The sequence below is a fragment of the Shinella kummerowiae genome (assembly GCF_009827055.1).
GTDB lineage: Bacteria > Pseudomonadota > Alphaproteobacteria > Rhizobiales > Rhizobiaceae > Shinella > Shinella kummerowiae.
On record NZ_WUMK01000003.1, the window covers coordinates 1 to 19,497 of the forward strand.

Genomic DNA, 19,497 nt, shown 5'->3' on the forward strand with positions numbered 1-19,497 from the left:
GGCCACCCGCACCATCCCCACCATCATCGAAATCCAGGCCGGCGCCCAGCTCGCCAAAATACTCGCAGCGTGAGGGGACAATGCGGAACCAGCTCTACATCGATGGCCGCTGGCAGGACCCGGTAGAGCCCGGCCGAATCCCGGTCTTCGACCCCTATCGCGGTACCGTCTATCACGAGGTCGCCGCCGGCGGCCCGGCGGATGTGGAGAAGGCTGTAGCGGCGGCGAAGGCCGCCTTTCCGGAATGGCGCGACGCCGGCGGTCGTGAACGCGCCCGCTACCTCGCCGCCATTGCGGAAAAGCTTCAGGACCGCGCCGAAGAACTCGCCCGCCTTTCGTCCCGCAACAATGGCAAACCGCTCGGCGAGGCGCGCATCGACATGGCCGATGCGGCGGCCTCCTTCGCCTATTACGCCGAACAGGCCATCACCTTGCAGGACCGACAGGATGCGAATGTCGCCCTGCCTGACGAGGGGTTTCATGCCCGGCTGCGGCAGGAACCGGCAGGCGTTGCAAGCCTCATCGTGCCCTGGAATTTCCCGCTGGTGACGACCTCCTGGAAGGTCGCCCCCGCGCTCGCCGCTGGCTGCACCGTGGTGCTGAAACCGTCCGAAATCACACCAGTGGTGGAACTCGAACTCGGCGCCATTGCCGAGGAGATCGGGCTGCCGCCCGGCGTGCTCAACATCGTCACCGGCACCGGCGAGCGCGTCGGCGCGCCGATGACGACGCATCCCGATGTCGCAAAGGTTTCCTTCACCGGCTCGAACGCGGTTGGTGCACGCGTCATGGCGGCCGGTGCTCCGGGCGTCAAATCGGTGAGCCTGGAACTCGGCGGCAAGTCGCCCATCGTCGTCTTCGCCAGCGCGGATTTCGACGAGGCGGTGGAATGCGTGCTCGGTGGCATCTTCTTCAATGCTGGGCAGATGTGCTCCGCCACCTCCCGCCTTCTGGTGGAAAAATCAATTGCGCCAAAGCTAATAGACGCGATAGTCGCCGGAAGCCGAGCGCTGAAGCCCGGTGATCCCTTGAATGAGGGGACGCAGATCGGCCCGATCACCATGAAGGCGCAGCACGACAAGGTGCTAGCCTATATCGAGCGCGGCAAGGCCGAGGGGCTGACACTGCTCACCGGCGGCGGCAAGCCGGCCGGGCTGCACGGTTGGTTCATCGAACCGACGATCTTTGCCGATGTGCCGACGACCAGCGCGCTCTGGCGCGAGGAGATTTTCGGGCCGGTGCTCTGCATCCGTATCTTCGAGACGGAGAAAGAGGCCATCGCACTCGCCAATGACTGCGATTTTGGCCTCGTCGCCACCGTCGTCAGCGGTGACGAGGCGCAGGCCAATCGCGTGGCCAATGCCATCGAGGCCGGTCATGTCTGGATCAACAGTCCGCAGGCGATTTTCGTTCAGACGTCCTGGGGCGGCTTCAAGACGAGCGGCATCGGCCGTGAACTCGGGCCGTGGGGCCTGTCGTCCTACCTGGAAGTCAAGCACGTCACGTCACGCCTGAAACGATAACCCAAACGACGGACCGGGGGGCATGTCGAAAAAGAAGAAAGCGCGGAAAGACGAAAAGAAGCGCGACAAGCGCAATAAGCACTCGAAGAAAAATGAGGGGTACATCATGGAAACCATTCGAAATGTTGCCGACCTGCGCGTCGTCATGCATCGCAACGAGCGCCCGATCTATTTCATCTCCGCGACGAACTTCAACCTGATCGGCATCGACGAATGGGTGCGGAATTTCAAGTTCGTCAGCTATATCGACTGCTTCGACGGCCGACACCCCAACGTCTTCGTCCCCTCCGAAATCCCCCATGCTGAATTCGAGAGCATCGAGGATATCAACAACTACCTGCTGCAGCACAAGGAGGTGATCGACTATATCACCAAGCGCGGTGGCCGCGCGGTCGCGACCTTCCTGATGTTTGATGAATCGACTGAAGAAATCTGTGAGGAATTGGGCATAGAGGTCTGGTTTCCCAAGGCAAAACTGCGCCAGCGCTGCGACAACAAGATGGAGACCGTGCGCATCGGCAACAAGGCCGGCGTGCCCTCGGTGCCCAATACGCTCGCGCCGGCGCGCACCTATGAGGAACTGCTCGCCTCGGCAAAAAAAGCCGGCATCGGCAAGGATCTCGTGGTGCAGACCGCCTTCGGCGACAGCGGCCACACCACCTTCTTCATCGCCAGCGAAGACGACTACAACCGTCACGCCGCGGAGATTGCCGCGGAAGACGAAGTGAAGATAATGAAGCGCATCAAATGCCGCGGTGCGACCATGGAGGCCTGCACAACGGGCTCCGGCACGCTGGTCGGCCCGCTTCTGACCGAAGTCGTCGGCCAGCCGGCGCTGACGCCCTACAAGGGCGGCTGGTGCGGCAACGAGATTTTTCCGGGCGCCTTTTCGGAAAAGATCCGCGCCAAGGCACGCGACATGGCCTACCGTTTCGGCAACCAGCTGCGCGAAGAGGGCTATCGCGGTTATTTCGACCTCGATTTCCTGATCGATGTCGAAGATAACGAGGTCTATCTCGGCGAATTGAACCCGCGCATCTGCGGCGCAAGCTCGATGACCAACCATGCCGCCTTCGCCTATGCCGATGCGCCGCTCTTCCTGTTCCACCTGATGGAATTCTCCGGCATTGAGTACAAGATTGATGTCGAAGAACTCAATGACCGCTGGGCGCGGAAAGAGTTCATCGATTCCTGGTCGCAGGTGGTCATCAAGTCGACCGAAGACCTTGTCGACATCGTCACCCATGCGCCGGCGACCGGCATCTACCGCATGGCGCCCGATGGCAGCGTGTCCTACGACCGCTTCGACTATCACCGCCAGGCGATCGAGAGCGAACAGGAGGCCTTCTTCCTGCGCATTACCGGCCCCGGCGACTACCGTTACGAGGGCGCCGATCTAGGCATTCTCATTACACGCGGGCGGGTGATGGACGACGAATTCGAACTGAACGAGCGTGCCAGCAACTGGATCAAGGGCATCAAACGCCTATATGCCAGCAAGCCGCTGACGGAAATCCAGCGCGACGACGCGCCGGAAGCCGGTTCATTCAAGATCCTGTAGGACATCATGGACCTCCAGTTCGAAGCCATCGACGAAGACATGCCCGGCCCCAAATGGCGCCGGGTGTTCGATCGTCACTGGCATGCCTATAGCCGCTGGTTCGTGCGCGACGGTGTGCGCTCGCGCCCGACGTACTTCATGAGCCTCAAGGCCCTGCGCAAGCACATGCCGGAACTGCTGCCGACCTATGAGGCCATCGTGGCAACGGCTGGAGATGGCGACCTCGAGGCACGCTTCCTCTCCATGTGGTGCCCACCTTTCTATGTCGGCGGCTGCTCGCAGGCGATCCTCACCGGCGCGGAGCCCGCGCTGATCCGCAACTACGATTACAGCCCGCGCCTGCTCGAAGGCACCTGGCTCGCCTCCCGCTTCAACGGCAAGCGGGTGGTCGCGGTGGTCGATTGCCTCTGGGGCGTGCTCGACGGCATCAACGAGGACGGGCTTGCGGTCTCGCTTTCCTTCGGCGGGCGCACCGCTGCGGGGCAGGGGTTCGGCATTCCCGTCGTGCTGCGCTACGTGCTGGAATTCGCCAGCACCACGGCCGAGGCCGTCGCCATGCTCCAGCGCATTCCCGTGCACATGTCCTATTCGATCGCCGTCATCGACCGGCAGGGCAAGCACGCGACCGTCTACGTCAATCCCGACCGTCCGGCGGAGGTGGTGGAGCGGCGCGTCAGCACCAACCACCAGCACGGCGTCGAATGGGCTCGCCATGCCGAGATCACCAAGTCGGTCGAGCGCGAGGCGGCGGTGGAGAAATCGCTGAGCGGGTCGGCGGATGTCGACCGCGTTCTATCCGGATTTCTTCGCCCGCCGGTCTACCAGACATCCTATGGACGCGGCTACGGTACGCTCTACACGGCCGTCTACCGGCCGCTCGATGCCTCGGTGGAACTGGTCTGGCCAGGCTCTGTCTGGCGGCAATCCTGCGCCGAATTCCAGGACGAGGTGCGCATTATCCGCTTCAACGACGGAGATTCCGGCGGCTTTGCGCCGACCTTCAAGCAGGGTGCCGTGAGCAGTTAAGAAGAAAGGGCTGGCCGTTTCGCAAACCGGAATCGCGCCAGGGTGAGGGGAGTGTTATGAAAGTAGTCGTTCTGGGCGCCGGCGTCGTCGGCACGGCGGCGGCGTGGTATCTGTCGAAGGACGGCCATGACGTGACCGTGCTGGAGCGCCACGAGGACGTTGCGCGTGGCACCAGCCAGAGCAATGCCGGCCTCGTCTCGCCCGGCGATTCCACCGCCTGGGCCTCGCCGGCCGCACTTACCACTTTTGTGAAGTCACTCTTCCGCTCCGATCTCGGCATCAAGGTGCGCTTCAGCCTCGATCCGCAATTCCTATCCTGGTGCCTGCGTTTCCTCATGCAGTGCACGCAGTCGCGCGCGAATGCCAATACCGAGATCAAGCTGCGCCTCGCCTTCTACGCCCGCCAATGCATCAACGCGCTGCAGGAAGAGACCGGGATTTCCTACGACGATCGGCGCAAGGGTATCCTCTATTTCTACCGGTCACAGCAGAGCATGGATGCCGGCATCAAACACATGCAATACATTGCCGAGCGGGGGCTCGCCATCGAAGTGGTGGATCGCGAACGGCTGGTCGCGCTGGAGCCGGGCCTTGCCGCAGTCAAACATCAGCTTGCCGGCGGCGTCTATTCCTCGATGGACCAGACAGGGGATTCCTCGCTTTTCACCCGCAGCCTCGCCGAACAGGCCCGCGTGCGCCACGGCGTCGATTTCCGCTTCGGAACGACGGTCACCGGCCTCGATGTCCAGGGTGGGCGGGTCAAGGCCGTGCTGACGGATAGGGGGCCAGTTTCCTGTGACGCCGTGGTGCTGTCGCTTGGCCCGGAAAGTGCACTGCTGGCGCGCAAGATCGGCATCGACGTGCCGGTCTATCCGGTGAAAGGCTATACCGCCACCCTGCCGATCGATGCGGACAAGGGGCCGACCATGGGCGGCGTCGACGAGGACCGGTTGATCGCCTATTCCCGTCTCGGCAACCGGCTGCGCCTTGCCTCCACCGCCGAATTCGCCGGCTACGACCGCAGCTTCAAGCCCGCCGATTTCGCGACCATGTTCCGCACCGCGCACGACCTTTTCCCCGGTGCCATCGACGAGACGAAGGCCGTGCTCTGGTCGGGCCTGCGTCCGATGATGCCGGGCTCCGTGCCGGTGCATGGACAGGCACGCTACGAAAATCTCTTCCTCGATACTGGCCACGGCCATGTCGGCTGGACCATGGCCTGCGGTTCCGGGAAACTCGTCGCCGATCTGGTTTCCGGCCGCAAGCCGGAGATCGATACGGCGGGCTTGCTCTATAGGAATTGATGCGATGTCCGATCCGCAAATTTCCATCGATCTCGCCCGCATCGAGCATAATGCCCGCACCGTGGTGGATTTGTGCAAATCATACGGCATCACGCCCTTCGGCGTGACGAAGGGCACGTGTGGCATGCCGCAGGTGGCGCGCGCCATGCTGCGTGGCGGTGTGGCGGGCATTGCCGAATCCCGTTTCGAGAATATCCGGCGCCTGCGTGACGCCGGCATCGACTGCCCGATCATGCTGTTGCGCAGCCCGCCGCTCACGCGCGTGGAGGAGCTGGTGCGCACCGTCGACGTCAGCCTGCAATCCGAGCTGCAATTGATGCGCGAGATTTCACGCGTCGCCGAGCGGCTCGGCCGCGTGCACGACATCATCCTGATGATCGATCTCGGGGACCTGCGCGAGGGTATCTGGCCGAGCGACCTGATCCCGACCGTCGAGGCGGTGATGGCGCTTCCGGGCGTGCGCATCGCCGGCGTCGGCACGAACCTCACCTGCTTCGGCGCCATCATACCGACACAGGAAAACCTGACGCAGCTCGTCGCCCATGCCTACAAGGTGGAGAGCATCACCGGGCGCCCGCTTGACTGGGTTTCCGGCGGCAACTCTTCCTCGCTGCCCTTGCTGCTTGAAGGAGGCATGCCGGCCGGCATCAACAACCTGCGCATCGGCGAGGCGATCCTGCAGGGCGGGCGCGATACATTCCTGACGGAGCCCTGGGCGGCGCTCGACCGCGACGCCTTTGAACTCACCGGCGAACTGCTCGAGGTCAAGACAAAACCCTCCATGCCGATCGGCCAGTCCGGCATCGATGCCTTCGGCAACGTGCCGATCTTTGTCGACGAAGGCGACCGGCTGCGCGGCATCGCCAATATCGGCCGGGAGGACGTTATCGCCGAGGGATTGATGCCGACCCGCCCCGGTGTTCGGGTGCTGGGCGCATCGAGTGACCATCTCGTGCTCGACCTCACGGATGCCGACCCGCCCTTGGCTGTCGGGGAAAATGTCAGCTTCCGCATGAATTACGGTGCGTTGCTGACGGTCATGACCTCCGAATATGTGGAGAAGGTTCCGATGCGGGATGTGTGCGAGACCGGCGAGAGTAGGACCTATGCGATCGAAACGGATGCCATAGGCGGCGCGCTCATCGTGGTCCAGAACATTGCCGAGCGCATCGACCATCTTGGTTTCGAGCGGAGCGCAAAGGAAGACGCGCTGACGCTCTCAGTCTGTGCCCGCAGGGGTGACGTCATCCGTTTTGTCGAGGACGCCGGCCGCCGGCACGATGCGCTGGGTATGATTTGGATCGATTCCGACGCGGCAATGATGCCGGACGGTGACCGCGATGCGCCCCCGGCGGAAAACGCCGTCTTGCGCCGCATGCTGGATCGCCTGCCACCACATGTCGCGCCGGAGAATATCGTGCTGATCGGCCTTCGCAATGCGGCGCCGGAAGAGGCTGCGGCGCTGAAGGCCTCGCGCATGCGTATCTTCACCATGGCCGAGATCGACGCGGTCGGGCTGCGCCAGGCGATGCGGGACGCGATCGCCATCGCCTCCGCCGGCACGTGTGGCTTCCATCTCTGCTATTCGCCGACGGCCACCGACATGTCCGGCTGGAGCGGCGGAATCGGCGGCATCACGGTGCGCGAAACCCATTCGGCGATGGAAATGGCGGCGCTCAGCGGCAAGTTGCGCTCGCTCAGCGTTTCGGGCATTGATGCCGCACTGCCATCGCCGATCGGCGCGGAATGCGCCAATTTCATCCTGTCGGCCTTCGGCAAAACCATTCTCTGATCACAACCAAGGGAGATTTTTGATGATTAAGCGTATCAAGCCCGGCAAGCGCTTCTGCGAAGCCGTCGTCGTCAACGGCGTCGTCACCACCGCCGGCGTCACCGGTGACGGCGCAGACGCCGTCGCGCAGACCCGCGACATCCTCGCCACGATCGACAGCCTGCTTGCTGAGGCCGGCACCTCCAAGGCCAAGCTCATCAGCGCCAACATCTGGCTGCGCGACATCGCCCATTTCAGCCAGATGAACGAAGTCTGGGACCAGTGGGTCGACCCGAACAACCTCCCGGTCCGCGCCACGGTGGAAGCCCGCCTGGCCGCCCCGGAACTGCTGGTGGAAATCCAGGTCACGGCGCTCGTCTGAGCATCCTGGGCTAACCACACCAAAGCCGGTTCAGCATCAGCTGGACCGGGCCCTGTCGGCCGCAGTGTGAGAATACCGTTCAAGCGCAGTTACTTAAAAGCGGACCTTCATCATTCCCTTGAATACCCGGCCCCATCCGTTGAAGCCCGGCATGACATCGAAATCCTCGTCCAGTAAATTGTAGGCGCTGGCTTCGAAAGCGATGTTCTTGTCAAACGGCTCCCAGGTCAGTTCGGCGTCCAATGTCCAATAGTCATCCAGTTTGCGGGGAGTGACGTCTCCGTAGCGTTCACCGACATAGTTGGCGGCCAAGGTCGCTTTCACATTGGCGTCGCTCACATACGTGACTGCGACTTGTCCCGTATGGCGGGGCAGGAAGGGCAGGTCGCGGCCAAAGGCCGGGCTCGCCTGGTCCTTCACTTCGGAAAACGCCAAAGCATAGGTTGCCGACAGGCCGAAACCATGGGGCAGCGCGAGGTTGGCCGTAATGGCGACACGGTCGGCTTCCGCCTCGCTAAAGCTGTAGCTCGAGAGCAGCAATGCGTCGTTCACTGTCAGGTCGTGAAACGTCTGGTGCTGGTAGTCGATCGTCGTGAAGAAACGATCCGTCCATTCGGCGTCCCATTTGAGGGCCAATGTGTCTGAATAACCATCAGATCCTACGCTGAAATCATTCGCCTGCAGTCCGACGATCCCTATGGGAGCAAGCGTCGGTGTCGTCATATCCGACGTTTGGCGAATGTAGCCTGCTCGCAGCCAATGCCCCTCGGCAGGTATCCAGGCAAAGCCGGCTCGCGGCTCAATATGCTCGGCGTCACTCTCGCTGCCGCCGAGAACGGTTCCGAACAAGCCGTATTCAGCCTTTAGTTCCGGCGTAATGTCATGCAGCAGATCGAGATAGGCTTTGCTGAAGTAGCTTTCATCCCGGGTGGACGCGCTGACCGGCGGGATGTCGGAGGTTTCGACACGGATATCGAACGAATTGTTCAGGACGCCGCCTTCCACGCCATAACGCCAGGTGAGATTGTCACTCTCGACAACATGATTGATCGCAGCAACGTAGCTCTTCTGCCCGAACAGCGTCGTGCCATCTTGAAAAAATGGCGGACTTTCCTCTCTCATTCTTCGCTCGAAATCGAGCGAGGAAAACAGCAGGGCTGCATTCACCACATTGCGATAGTCTAGCGTATGGCTCCAGCCGAGACCGGCTGTGGTGAAAGTGGTGTCCACCCCATAGAGACGGCCGGGGAAAAAGAGATTGATGTAGGGCGTATTGAACTCGAACGCGGACGTGCTGTGATTGGCGTAGGCGACCAGCCGATCGTCCGGCGTAAGGGTGGAGGTCAGGTAGCCGTTCAGCCCCATGATCTCCTGTTCGTTTTCGCTGTTGCGGGTGAGAATGCCGCTGTCGACAACCGTGCGCGTTTTATCCGGCGAATCCGCGTATTGCAGATTGAGATAGCCGCTGAGTGGCACTGGCTCATTCGAATAGCTTTGAAGCTCCAGCTCACCGACCCACCCTTCTGTACCCGGATTGAGGGTCGTGCCGATACCGATCGATCCCTCGAAGAATGGCCGACGCAGAAGGTTGGCGGAACGTGACCGGCTGGAAATCATATGTGGGTCGAACAACAGGCCCTGGAAAAACGATGAAAATGACTTGCTGCTCGGATTGTCGGTGATGACGTTTTCACCGAACAGAAAAGAACTGGTCAGTGGGTCTGTGGCGCCGCGGATCGATTGGTCGACATAGGAGCTGCCTTCAAAGGGATCGAAAACGGCGTCACCGTAGTATTGTCCCCAAGCGTTCAAGCCTTGCAGGCGGAACGCATTGTTCAAAGTAGAACCGGCATCCTGATTGGCGTCGAGGGTGGCAAACTGCCCCCCTTGCGCCCGCGATCGTCGCAAGAACTCCTGCGCGTTGCGGATTGCGCCTTCAGAATCATAGTCGTCAATGGCGATGGAAGTACGCATGGAGGAGATGACCGGGTCGTTCTTGTCCAGGCGATCGGCATTGTCCAGGGCTTGCGCTGCGGGTTCGCGTGCGCCGCTTTCATAATATGCAGCGGCAAGCAGCAATTGCGATTGCGAGTGTCCCGGATTGGCCGTAGAGGCAGCCAGCAGGTCGTCCACGCCCTTTTCCAAGTCTCCGCTCTGTAAATGATATCGACCGCGCGCGAGCAGCGCGACGTTGAACGCCGGATCTGCCTTGATCGCCAGATCGATCTCGCGCTTGGCCTCTTCCATCCGTGCCTGATCAAGATAGAAAATGGCAAGATTGGCATGTCCGATGGGGCTCTCCGGATCAAGCACGATCGAGCGCTTCATGGCTTCTTCAGCAGCCTGCGTATCACCGCGCGCATCTTCGACAAGACCAAGATCGTTCCAGACGGTCGAGGAGTTCGGCAGAATTTCAGCGGCACGCATCAGATCTGTGCGCGCGGCTTTAAGATCGCTCTCGAAATCGCCGGCAAGTCGTGCACGGGCGATGAGGGCGAAACCATCGTTCGGGTCAATGGAGAGTGCCCGATTGACGGCTTCGCGCATCTGCTCGCGGTCGTTTACGAGCTGTGCGAGAAGAGCACGTATCGCCGGAAGGGACGATTCGTCGGGGAAGCGTGTTTCCGCTTCGCGCATAACGGCGATCGCTGCGGGAATGTCTTCAAGGAAGCCGACAGTGTAGGCTTTCATCACGGCGGAGTAGGGGTCCCGAACGTCGCCCGGCGGGGTCAATACAAGCTCGGGGCTCGCCAGCGAACGCGCATAATATTCACCATAGGCAGCGATACTGCGGCGGATGGGGTCCAATCCCGATTTCGCCTCAGCGAAGAGACGCGCAGCATCCGCGTAGCGCGTCTCCGCGCCGGCCAGCAAAGCCTCCAGCATGGCGGCGCGCGCCTTGCCGGACCGCGTCAGCCCTCCTTTCCGGGCCTCGGCGAGCGCGACGTGCGCCTCCTTCCGCCCGACGAGGCTCAAGCTTGTCTCTGCAAGGATCAGCCAGTCATCCGCACTGCGCGCATCGGCAGGAATGGCCGATACCCGCGTCTGCTCCTCGCGCATGCCGTCGAGCGGCAATGGCGTTGCGGGCATGATGCTGAAGCCATCCCGCAGGGTAAGGTAGAAGAGCATTTGCTCGCGGTCGTCCGGCGTGACGATGACGAGCTTCTGCGGCGCCTGGCCAATGTTTGCAACGGCAGCTTCGCCCTGGGAAACCTGAACGCTGCCCTGATCGTTCTTCAGCTCGACCTGGCCCTCAAGCACGATCAATGACGTCTGATCACCCTTGACGGTCAGCGTCCAGTCGGTACCGCGGATCGCCGCGGTTGCTGCCGGGGTCTCCACCGCAAGGCCCTGGCCACCGCGCTGGGCGCGGGCCCACATCGTGCCGGACTGGAGGTTCAGCATGGCATCGCCACCGGGCGTCATCTGTTTGACCTGCAGCGCGGAATTGCGGCCGAGCCGGACCTGGGTGCGGTCTGCAAAGAGAATGGCGAGCTGGCCGACCGCGTTGGTGCGCAGCACATCCCCGCCAAGAAGGTTCTGGTAGCGCACCACGTTCTGCCAGTTCGAAAAATCGACGAAGCGCACTTCTTCGCCCATTTTTTGCTCGATCACCGAACCCGCCGCCGCGGTGCCCCGATCCACCGGCTCGGCCGTTGCACTCGCTGGCCACAGGCCGGCGACGCTTGCCGCTACGGTGAGACACAGCAAACCCGCCGGTAGCGGCTTCATGCCGCGTCGATATCGATGCAAACCCCGCCCGTGCAACCAAACCCCCACCTGGATGCGAAGATCGCGTAATCCGACTTGGGCAAAACGAGGCCGTACGAGCTGCCCGTGCTCATGCGAGAGCGTGAAGGCAGCATGTCGGTGACAACGGATGCAAGTTGAACGCGAACGTGGCGTAGAGATACTGCCTTTTCATATTTCGGGCAATCTTCGATTTGCGTTCGAAATACTTTCGCGTTCGCAAGCCATCACCCGCCGGAAAATAAAGCGGCCGGGGCTTCACGCCCCGGCCGCTCCAATGTCTCCATGGTGGTAACTGAAACGGCTTAAACGCCGGCCGCAACCATCGTGTAGATCTTGCGGGTCTGCTCATGGATCGTCCATTCGCCGCGCCAGCCGATGGGCAGCACGAACATCTCGCCGGCACCGATCTCCTGAGCCGAGCCGTCGCTGTTGTGCAGCGTCACGCGGCCGACAAGCAGGTGGCAGATTTCGGCGTTGTCGCTGCGGTCTGCGGTGAACCGGCCGGGGGTGCATTCCCAGACACCGGTCTCCATCTTGCCGTCCGGGCTCGTCCAAAGCGCAATGGCCGCCTCTTCCTGATTACCTTCCAGCGAGGTCGGTTTCGACGCGAAAGCGCCGAGGTCGAGGCTCAGGAGGTCGCCGAAATTCTCAAAACTGATCATCTTATGTCCTGTCTTAAAGAGCGTGTTTCAATGGCCGGTGATGCTGTCGGCGAGTGCCGCCAGTTTCGAAGTGTGCGGTTGACCGGCGAATTCGCGGCCGTCCGCCATGCGATAGAGCTGGTACATGGAATGCACGCCGAGCCAGCGGAACGGCTCCGGCTCCCACTTGCGGACCGTACGGTTGACCCAGGGCAGGCCGGTCAGTTCCGTCTCGCGGTTGAGCACGAGGTCGGCAAGCGTGCGGCCGGCGAGGTTCGAGCTGGAGACGCCGAGGCCGACATAACCGCCAGCCCAGCCGATACCGGTCGAACGATCGAAACCGGCCGTCGTGCACCAGTCGCGCGGCACACCGAGCACACCGCACCAGGCGTGGTCGATCTTCAGTGATTTCGTTTGCGGCAGAAGCCGTGTCAGGATGCCGTGCAGCGCGTCGATGGTCGCCTGCTGCGTCTGGCCGTTGACGTCGGTCTTCGAGCCGAAGCGATAGGGAACGCCGCGTCCGCCCATGGTGATGCGGCCTTCGCGCGTCCGCTGGGCGTAGCAATAGGCATGCGCCGCATCGCCGAGCAGTTCATGGCCTTCCCAGCCGATTTCCTTCCAGAGGGAGTCCGGCACGGGTTCGGTAACGATCTGGGCGCTGTTCAGCGCCAGCCAGGTCCGCTCGTAGCCGGGCAGGCCTGCAGAAAAGCCTTCCGTCGCGCGGATGATGTACGGCGCACGCACCGTGCCGCGATCGGTCTCGACCCGCCCTTTCTCGAAGCGGGTTACGCTCGTGCCCTCATAGATCGATACGCCAAGATCTTCGACGACACCCGCGAGGCCACGCGCCAGCTTGGCCGGTTGCACGCGGGCCATGCCGCGATAGACGATGGCGCCGCGGAGGTTGGCGATGTTGATGCGCTTTGCCGCCTCTTCCGCAGACAGCAGTTGCACGCGTTCCGGCGGCATCTGCCAGTCGAGATCGAACTGATATTCCTTGCGAACGCGCTCGAGCTGGGCGGCATTGGTGGCGGCGATGATCTTGTCGACACGGATGAGATCGGCATCGATGCCTTCGGCCTTGGTGACGCGCTCGACTTCATCAACCGTCCCGGACATGGCGTTCTGCATGTCGACGACCGCGCCGCGGCTGGAGGTTTTTGCGTATTTTTCGCGCGACCAGCTGAAACCGCCGGAAAGCCAGCCGCCATTGCGGCCCGATGCGCCGAAGCCGGCGAATTCGCGCTCGAGCACGACGACATCGAGGGCCGGATTGGCCTTCTTCAGGTAGTAGGCGGTCCACAGGCCGGTATAGCCCGCACCGATGATGCAGACATCGGCCTCGCGGTCACCGGGAAGGGGAGGGCGCTTCTGGGGAATGCCGCCGATATCGGCGTACCAGAAGGAAATGTTACCGTTGGTCTTGACGTCCATGGGGATGCTTTCGGGTTCAGGTCAGCGTCACGTCGGCGCTGGCATCGTCGGGAAGAAGGATGAGGTCGGCGGGCATGAAGGCGATGTCCACGCTGTCGCCGATGGCGAAATCGCTGGCACCGAGCGGGCTGCGGACAACGGCGATCGTGCCATCGTTCAGCCGGACTTCATATTTGGAACCGGAACCGAGATAGATGGCCTCGGCGATCGTACCGGACAACCGGTTTTCGCCGGTGACGACATCGGCGCCGGCGCGTTTCAGGGCCACGCGCTCCGGCCGCAGGAGCATGACCGGCCGGGCGTCGCCGGCAAGACGGCCGTGCGCGACAACCCTGTCGCTGCCGATGGTCATGATCGTATCGTTGCCGGAGACGTCGCTTGCACCCCGCAGCACCGTAGACTCGCCGATGAAGCGGCCGACGAACAGCGTTGCCGGATTGTCGTAGAGTTCCCGGCCCGTGCCGATCTGCTCGATGCGGCCGCCATTGAAGACGGCGATGCGGTCGGACAGCACCAGCGCCTCCTCCTGGTCGTGGGTGACGTAGACGAAGGTGGTGCCGAGCTCGCGGTGGATGCGCTTGATTTCGAGTTGCAGCCATTCACGCAGCTTCTTGTCGAGCGCGCCGAGCGGCTCGTCCATCAGGAGCAGCGGCGGATCGAAGACCAGCGCACGGGCAAGCGCCACGCGCTGCTGCTGGCCGCCGGACAGCTCGTTCGGATAACGATGGGCGAAATCCGCCATCTTCACCATGTCGAGCGCGCGCTTGACACGGCGCTCGCGGTCATCGCCCTTGATGCCGCGGAGCGTCAGCGGATAGGCGACATTTTTTCCCACCGTCATGTGTGGGAAGAGCGCGTAGTGCTGGAAGACCACGCCGATATTGCGCTTGTGCGAGGGCAGGCCGGTCACGCTCTTGCCGCCGATTTCCAGCGCGCCGGAGCTGATGTCGGTAAAACCGGCAATCAGGTTCAGTGTCGTCGTCTTGCCGGAGCCCGAGGGGCCGAGCAGCGTCATGAACTCGCCCGGGCGAATATGCAGATCGATGTCGTTGAGGGCCGTGAAAGCGCCGTAGCGCTTGGAGGCCTTGCGGATTTCGATCGCGGCGCCAGTGGATCGTTGGGGTGCATTCATGGTCAGGTCCTTCCACGGCGCATGCCGAAGAGCAGGCCGGCAATGATGATGAGCGACGTTGCCAAGAAGAGCAGGGTGCCGACGGCGGCAACTGTCGGGTCGGCGTCGCGGGTGATCGACGAATAGATCTGCACCGGCAAGGTCTTCAGGTACGGGCTGGTGATGAATAGCGCGACGATGATCTCATCGAACGAGGTGATGAAGGCAAAGAGCGCGCCGGAAAGAATGCCCGGCAGGATCAGAGGCAAGGTCACCGTGCGAAACACCGTGAGCCGACCGGCGCCGAGGCTCGATGCCGCCGTCTCCAGCCGCCGGTCGAAGACTTCAAGGCTCGCCTGTACGGCGATCAGCACGAAGGGGATGGCGAGCATGGTGTGTGCGAGGACGAAGCCGGTGACGGTGCCGACGAGGTGTGTGTCGAGATAGACGGCGTAGATGCCGATCGCCAGCACCACGCCGGGCACGACCATCGGCGTGATCAGCAGGGCACGCAGCAATCCGCCGGTGCGCGCCGCCGCCCGCGTCACGCCGAAGGCGGCGAGGGTGCCGACCACCGTTGCCACCACGGCAACGATCAACGCGACGATCAGCGAGTTGGTAAAGCTCGTCGTCCAGTCCGGATTGCTGAAGAAGTTGCCATACCATTGCCACGAGAAGCCGACGGGCGGGAAGGCGAGCGACTTGTTGCCGTTGAACGACATCGGGATCACGACGAGCGTCGGGGCGAGCAACAGAACGGCGACCAGCAGGCAGAAGAGGCCGAGAAGAATGCGCGGGAACGAAGGCATCGGCTCAAGCCTCCCTGCGCGTAGACGTGTGCTTCTGGCGCATCAGCGGGGCGGCGATGGCGAGCAGCACGAAGGTTGCGACGAGCAGGACGACACCCATCGCGCCGCCACGACCCCAGTTGAGCAGGCTCAGCACCTGGTTTTGCACCAGCGACGACAGCAGGATGCTGCGCGGGCCGCCAAGCAGTGCCGGCGTGATGTAGAAGCCGAGCGACAGGATGAACACGATGATCGCGCCGGCATAAACACCGGGCAATGAGAGCGGCACATAGATTTGCAGGAAGGCGCGCCAGGGTTTTGCGCCGAGGCTGCGGGCGGCCTGCAACAGACGTGTATCGATACCCTTCATCACGGAATAGATCGGCAGGATCATGAAGGGCAGCAGCACCTGCGTCATGCCGATGATGACACCGGGCGGCGTGCGGATCAGCTTGACGGGTGACAGGCCAAGGCCACGCAGGAAGGAATTGATGACGCCGGAATCCTGCAACAGGATGACCCAGGCGAGGGTGCGCACGACGCCGCTCAGCCAGAAAGGCACCAGCACGCACAGGATCAGCACCAACCGGACATTCTTGCCGACGATCGTCATGGCGTAGGCATAGGGATAGGCACAGATGAGGGAAACCAGCGTCACCCAGGCGGCGACGACGAAGGTCCGTTGCAGCACAGTCCGGTTCACCGCCGACTGGAAGAACCAGATGTAGTTGTCGATGCCGGGTACAGGATCGGTAAAGCTGCGGACAACGACGATCGCCAACGGATAGGCGAGCGCGACAACGAGCACCAATACGGCGGGTGCGGCAAGCCAAACCGCGCCACGGGGGCGAAATCGCGAAAGGAAAGCGGGCCGTTCGGCGCCGGTGGTCAGGTCGGACGTGGCTGTCATGAAGATCTCCCGTCATTGGAGCAAGCCCGGCCGAAGCCGGACTTGCCAAGGACCAAGCGCTTAGTTGCCGGAAAGCAGCGCGTTCCACTTTTCCGCGGCAAGGTCGAAGTTCTTCACCCAGAACGGGATGTTCTGCTGATAGCCCTGCGCAATGCGCTCCGGCGTGCTCGTGAGGAACGCGGCGGTGACATCGTCCACCTTCGGCTTGGCGTCGAGGTTGATCGGCGTGTAGGAGGTCTTTTCGGTCAGGATCTCCTGCGAACGGGCGCCGAGATAGGCGTTGAGGAGGGCATAGGCCGCGTCGGTATCCTTGACGCCGACCGGAATGGTCATCTGGTCCATAACGACCAGCCAATCCTGCCAGACGGGCGTATATTGCGCGCCGTTCTTGACGGCGGTCATCGCACGACCGGTCCACATCATGACCATGTCGGCTTCACCGGATTCGGCGAGTTGCTGCGATTCCGCGCCGGTCTTCCAGTAGATCGTATCCGGGCCGAGATCGCGCAGCTTCTGGATGCCCTTCTCGATATCGTCCGCCGTCATCGCCTTCGGATCACCGCCCGCTGCCTTGAAAGCCTGCTCGATCAGACCGCCAGTCGGATCACCACTGCCGTCGATGGCGCGGCTGCCGGGGAATTTTTCCGTGTCGAAGAAATCGACCCAGTTCTTCGGCGGATTGTCCTTGTAGGTCTCGTTCTTGTACATCAGCACGACGCCGTAGTTCATCGCCGGAACCGAGCATTCGCCGACCTGGTTCGGCGGGATCTTCGAGACGTCGAGCTTGGAAAGGTCGAGCTTCTGGAACAGCGTGCCGCAATGGACGTAAGGAGGCAGGTCGGCGGTATCGACCACATCCCAGGTGACATTGCCGGCATCGACCTGCGCCTTCAGCTTGGCGATTTCCGTCGGGCCGTCGTTGAGCAGCGTCACACCGGACTTCGTGACGAAATCCTGAAGGGCTGCGACCTGGCCGTCCTGGTAGATGCCGCCATAGGAGACGAAGGTCAGCGTCTTGCCCTTGAGCGAGCCTTCCTTCACTTCGCCGGCGACCGGCTTTTCCTGTGCAAACGCCGGCAACGCCAGGGCACACGTCATCGTTAGGGCGAAAGCCCTCGCAAAATTCTTCATTGTCATTACTCCCAGTAGCGCTCGCTTGCGTTGTTCCTGCTGCGGTTACGAGCCCGGCCGCGGCAGGTATTTGTCGAGGTCATCCGCGACGCTGGTGGGCGGCGCGATCATCCAGAGGACTTCAGCCAGTTCCGTGCCGATATTGACGGTCTTGTGCGGAACCGAGCTTGGATATTCGATGCTGTCGCCGGCCGACAGCACATGGCGCTCCTCGCCGAGGGTGAGTTCCACCTTACCCTGCAGAACAAAGAAGAGTTCGTGCGAATCCCCATGGCTGTAAGGCTTGTCGCCCGTCGAGCCACCGGGATCGAATTCACCGATATAGACTTCCATGTCGCGGATCGGGCGCCGCGACAGCAGCATCTTGCGATAACCCTCGGCCGGTGGCAGCGCAGGGCGCTCATGTTTGCGCAAGACCCGCCCGACAGGCGGGGCCGCCTCTTCGAAGAGGTCCGTGAGGCTGATGCCCAGCGCGCCAGCGATGCGCATCAGTGTGCTGATGTTGACGCCGCTGAGGCCCCGCTCGAGCTGGCTGAGGAAGCTTGCGGTCGTGCCGGTGGCATCTCCGAGCATGCGGAGCGACATGCGTCGGGCGGTGCGGAAGGCCTTCACCTTCTCCCCGACAGCAGCCTGATTCTTCGCAGCAACAGCGATGTCGTCCATGGCCTCACCTCTCACTTAACACTGTATTAAGTGGATAAGCGCTTGGCAACAGCGAATTTCACGATTGGCTGTTTTATGCGGGGCAAGGCGTTGAACGCCACTTTGATCGGGGAGGGATCGCGCAGATTTGCGATTGTGTCGTCGGCTGATGACACTCAGAATAATAAAAAAATGACTATTAAAAACAAATATTTGCCTGTCATTCCATGCAGATCACTTTAGCTGCGCGCTCTAGCTTTCGTCATCTTGGGGATGCCGGTGCCGATCGAGATGAATTTGTCCGCTTTCATGCAGCGCGGAAAACACGTGCGCTGGAAGACCATCCGTTGACACTTCCGCATCGGACTGCGTGGTCTCCGCATCCCTGACATGACCGGATGCTTCCCGGGCAATGGCCAGAGCGGCGGCGGCGGCCAGGAAGGCGTTCGTGCGGTGATGTTCGGCAAGCCCGATCTGGGCGGCATCGATCGCCCGCCCGGCTTCGGCGATCATCGCATCCGCTGCAGCTAGCCGGGCGGACAGCAGGCCGATGGTCGTGGTTGCGGCATCCGGTCGATCCAGCATGCGCACAAACACGCGGCGCCCCGCGCCGAGGTGGCGCGACGCTTCGAGAAGCAGTTCGAGGTCGTGAGGAACGGCGCGTTGCGCGCCATCGCCGGCAGGATGCAGCAAGGTATCGCCGTCGACCACCACATCCTTGAAAAGCACATGTTCGGCCGGTTGCGGTTTCCCGTTTGCCGGCTCGCAGGTGTTGGCGGCATAACGCAGGCCCGGTATACGGACCGGAAGCAGGAGGCCTGCTGTCCTGCCCCCGCCGGGGCGTGCCGGCACCAGCACCCAATCGGCGTGCCGCGTACAGGGGGTACAAAACGCCTCGCCGTTCAGCCGCCAGGCAAGGCCATGCGGAAGCAGCACCAAGGCATCCACCGGCTCTTCCTTGCGCTGTACCGAGGCACCCGCAAGCCGCGCGCCAGCAAGTGCTGCCGAGAAAACCGTGGTGTTCTGCCCCTCCGTGCCCCAGCTTCGAACATGTTCCAGACCAACGAAATGAGCGGCGAGAACTTCCCCAAGTGTTGCCGATTGCGCGGCCGCTTCGGTACAGATGGCGGCCAGGATGGTGTTTGAGACATCGATACCGCCGTGATCGGTGGGCACGGAAACGCCGAGCAGGCCGGAGCGTGAGAGAAGGTCAAGCCGCGCTTCCGCCGTTTCCGGCGCCTGTCCCGAGCCGCCGAAAACGCTGGCGATCGTGCGTGCCACGGCAATCGCTTCGTCCTCCGTGCTGATAACGGCGGCGGTTCGAATGGGTCGGTCAAGCGGCGATGAAATCGTACCCATGTCGTCTGCTCCTTGCTGAAGGTGGTTTCAGGGCGCACAGGCTGAGACAGGTAAAAAGATCACATTCTATAGAGACTGTATAGATTATTTCCACTGCTTTGGCGCGAAAAGCGGCGGGCCGTTTGCATGCCCATATTCTGTTGCAACGCAAAAGCATTAGC

15 protein-coding genes are annotated in these 19,497 nt (G+C 62.2%); 6 read left to right on the forward strand and 9 right to left on the reverse strand.

The window, feature by feature from the left end; genetic code table 11:
- Nucleotides 1–80 precede the first annotated feature (80 nt).
- From GR138_RS07875 to GR138_RS07900, 6 genes are read left to right on the forward strand one after another with little or no spacing between them, the layout of a single operon-like run.
- Entirely contained in the window at nt 81–1,523 is a 1,443-nt protein-coding gene (locus tag GR138_RS07875) for an aldehyde dehydrogenase family protein (RefSeq protein WP_160858117.1), read from the forward strand.
- Between the two features lie 22 nt (nt 1,524–1,545).
- Nucleotides 1,546–3,084, forward strand: coding sequence for a biotin carboxylase (locus GR138_RS07880; protein WP_202402569.1), 1,539 nt, complete (start codon nt 1,546–1,548; stop codon nt 3,082–3,084).
- 6 nt (nt 3,085–3,090) lie between these two features.
- A complete protein-coding gene (locus tag GR138_RS07885; protein ID WP_160858121.1) occupies nt 3,091–4,110 on the forward strand; it encodes a C45 family autoproteolytic acyltransferase/hydrolase in 1,020 nt (339 codons plus the stop codon).
- A 56-nt stretch (nt 4,111–4,166) separates the two neighbouring features.
- A complete protein-coding gene (locus tag GR138_RS07890; RefSeq protein ID WP_160858123.1) occupies nt 4,167–5,414 on the forward strand; it encodes a D-amino acid dehydrogenase in 1,248 nt (415 codons plus the stop codon).
- Nucleotides 5,415–5,418: 4 nt separating this feature from the next.
- Nucleotides 5,419–7,206: an alanine racemase gene (locus GR138_RS07895; protein WP_160858125.1), complete on the forward strand. Its 1,788-nt coding sequence runs from the start codon at nt 5,419–5,421 to the stop codon at nt 7,204–7,206.
- A gap of 19 nt (nt 7,207–7,225) precedes the next feature.
- Nucleotides 7,226–7,567 (forward strand): RidA family protein, encoded by a 342-nt coding sequence (locus tag GR138_RS07900; RefSeq protein ID WP_160858127.1) that lies wholly within the window; start codon nt 7,226–7,228, stop codon nt 7,565–7,567.
- Between the two features lie 93 nt (nt 7,568–7,660).
- On the opposite strand, the gene GR138_RS07905 is transcribed toward GR138_RS07900, so the two are convergent.
- The 9 genes from GR138_RS07905 to GR138_RS07945 form a co-directional block, all read right to left on the reverse strand.
- Nucleotides 7,661–11,299, reverse strand: coding sequence for a FecR domain-containing protein (locus GR138_RS07905; protein ID WP_160858129.1), 3,639 nt, complete (start codon nt 11,297–11,299; stop codon nt 7,661–7,663).
- A gap of 323 nt (nt 11,300–11,622) precedes the next feature.
- Nucleotides 11,623–11,982 (reverse strand): cupin domain-containing protein, encoded by a 360-nt coding sequence (locus GR138_RS07910; RefSeq protein ID WP_160858131.1) that lies wholly within the window; start codon nt 11,980–11,982, stop codon nt 11,623–11,625.
- A gap of 27 nt (nt 11,983–12,009) precedes the next feature.
- Complete coding sequence (locus tag GR138_RS07915) at nt 12,010–13,395, reverse strand: NAD(P)/FAD-dependent oxidoreductase (protein ID WP_160858133.1); 1,386 nt, start codon at nt 13,393–13,395, stop codon at nt 12,010–12,012.
- Between the two features lie 16 nt (nt 13,396–13,411).
- Nucleotides 13,412–14,527: an ABC transporter ATP-binding protein gene (locus GR138_RS07920; RefSeq protein ID WP_160858135.1), complete on the reverse strand. Its 1,116-nt coding sequence runs from the start codon at nt 14,525–14,527 to the stop codon at nt 13,412–13,414.
- Between the two features lie 2 nt (nt 14,528–14,529).
- Entirely contained in the window at nt 14,530–15,315 is a 786-nt protein-coding gene (locus tag GR138_RS07925) for an ABC transporter permease (protein WP_160858137.1), read from the reverse strand.
- Between the two features lie 4 nt (nt 15,316–15,319).
- Nucleotides 15,320–16,204, reverse strand: a complete 885-nt coding sequence (locus tag GR138_RS07930; RefSeq protein WP_160858139.1) for an ABC transporter permease — start codon at nt 16,202–16,204, stop codon at nt 15,320–15,322.
- Nucleotides 16,205–16,264: 60 nt separating this feature from the next.
- Nucleotides 16,265–17,341, reverse strand: a complete 1,077-nt coding sequence (locus tag GR138_RS07935) for an extracellular solute-binding protein (protein ID WP_160858141.1) — start codon at nt 17,339–17,341, stop codon at nt 16,265–16,267.
- Between the two features lie 39 nt (nt 17,342–17,380).
- Entirely contained in the window at nt 17,381–17,998 is a 618-nt protein-coding gene (locus GR138_RS07940; RefSeq protein ID WP_160858143.1) for a helix-turn-helix domain-containing protein, read from the reverse strand.
- A 231-nt stretch (nt 17,999–18,229) separates the two neighbouring features.
- Nucleotides 18,230–19,336, reverse strand: coding sequence for an acyl-CoA dehydrogenase family protein (locus GR138_RS07945; protein WP_160858144.1), 1,107 nt, complete (start codon nt 19,334–19,336; stop codon nt 18,230–18,232).
- Nucleotides 19,337–19,497: the final 161 nt, after the last annotated feature.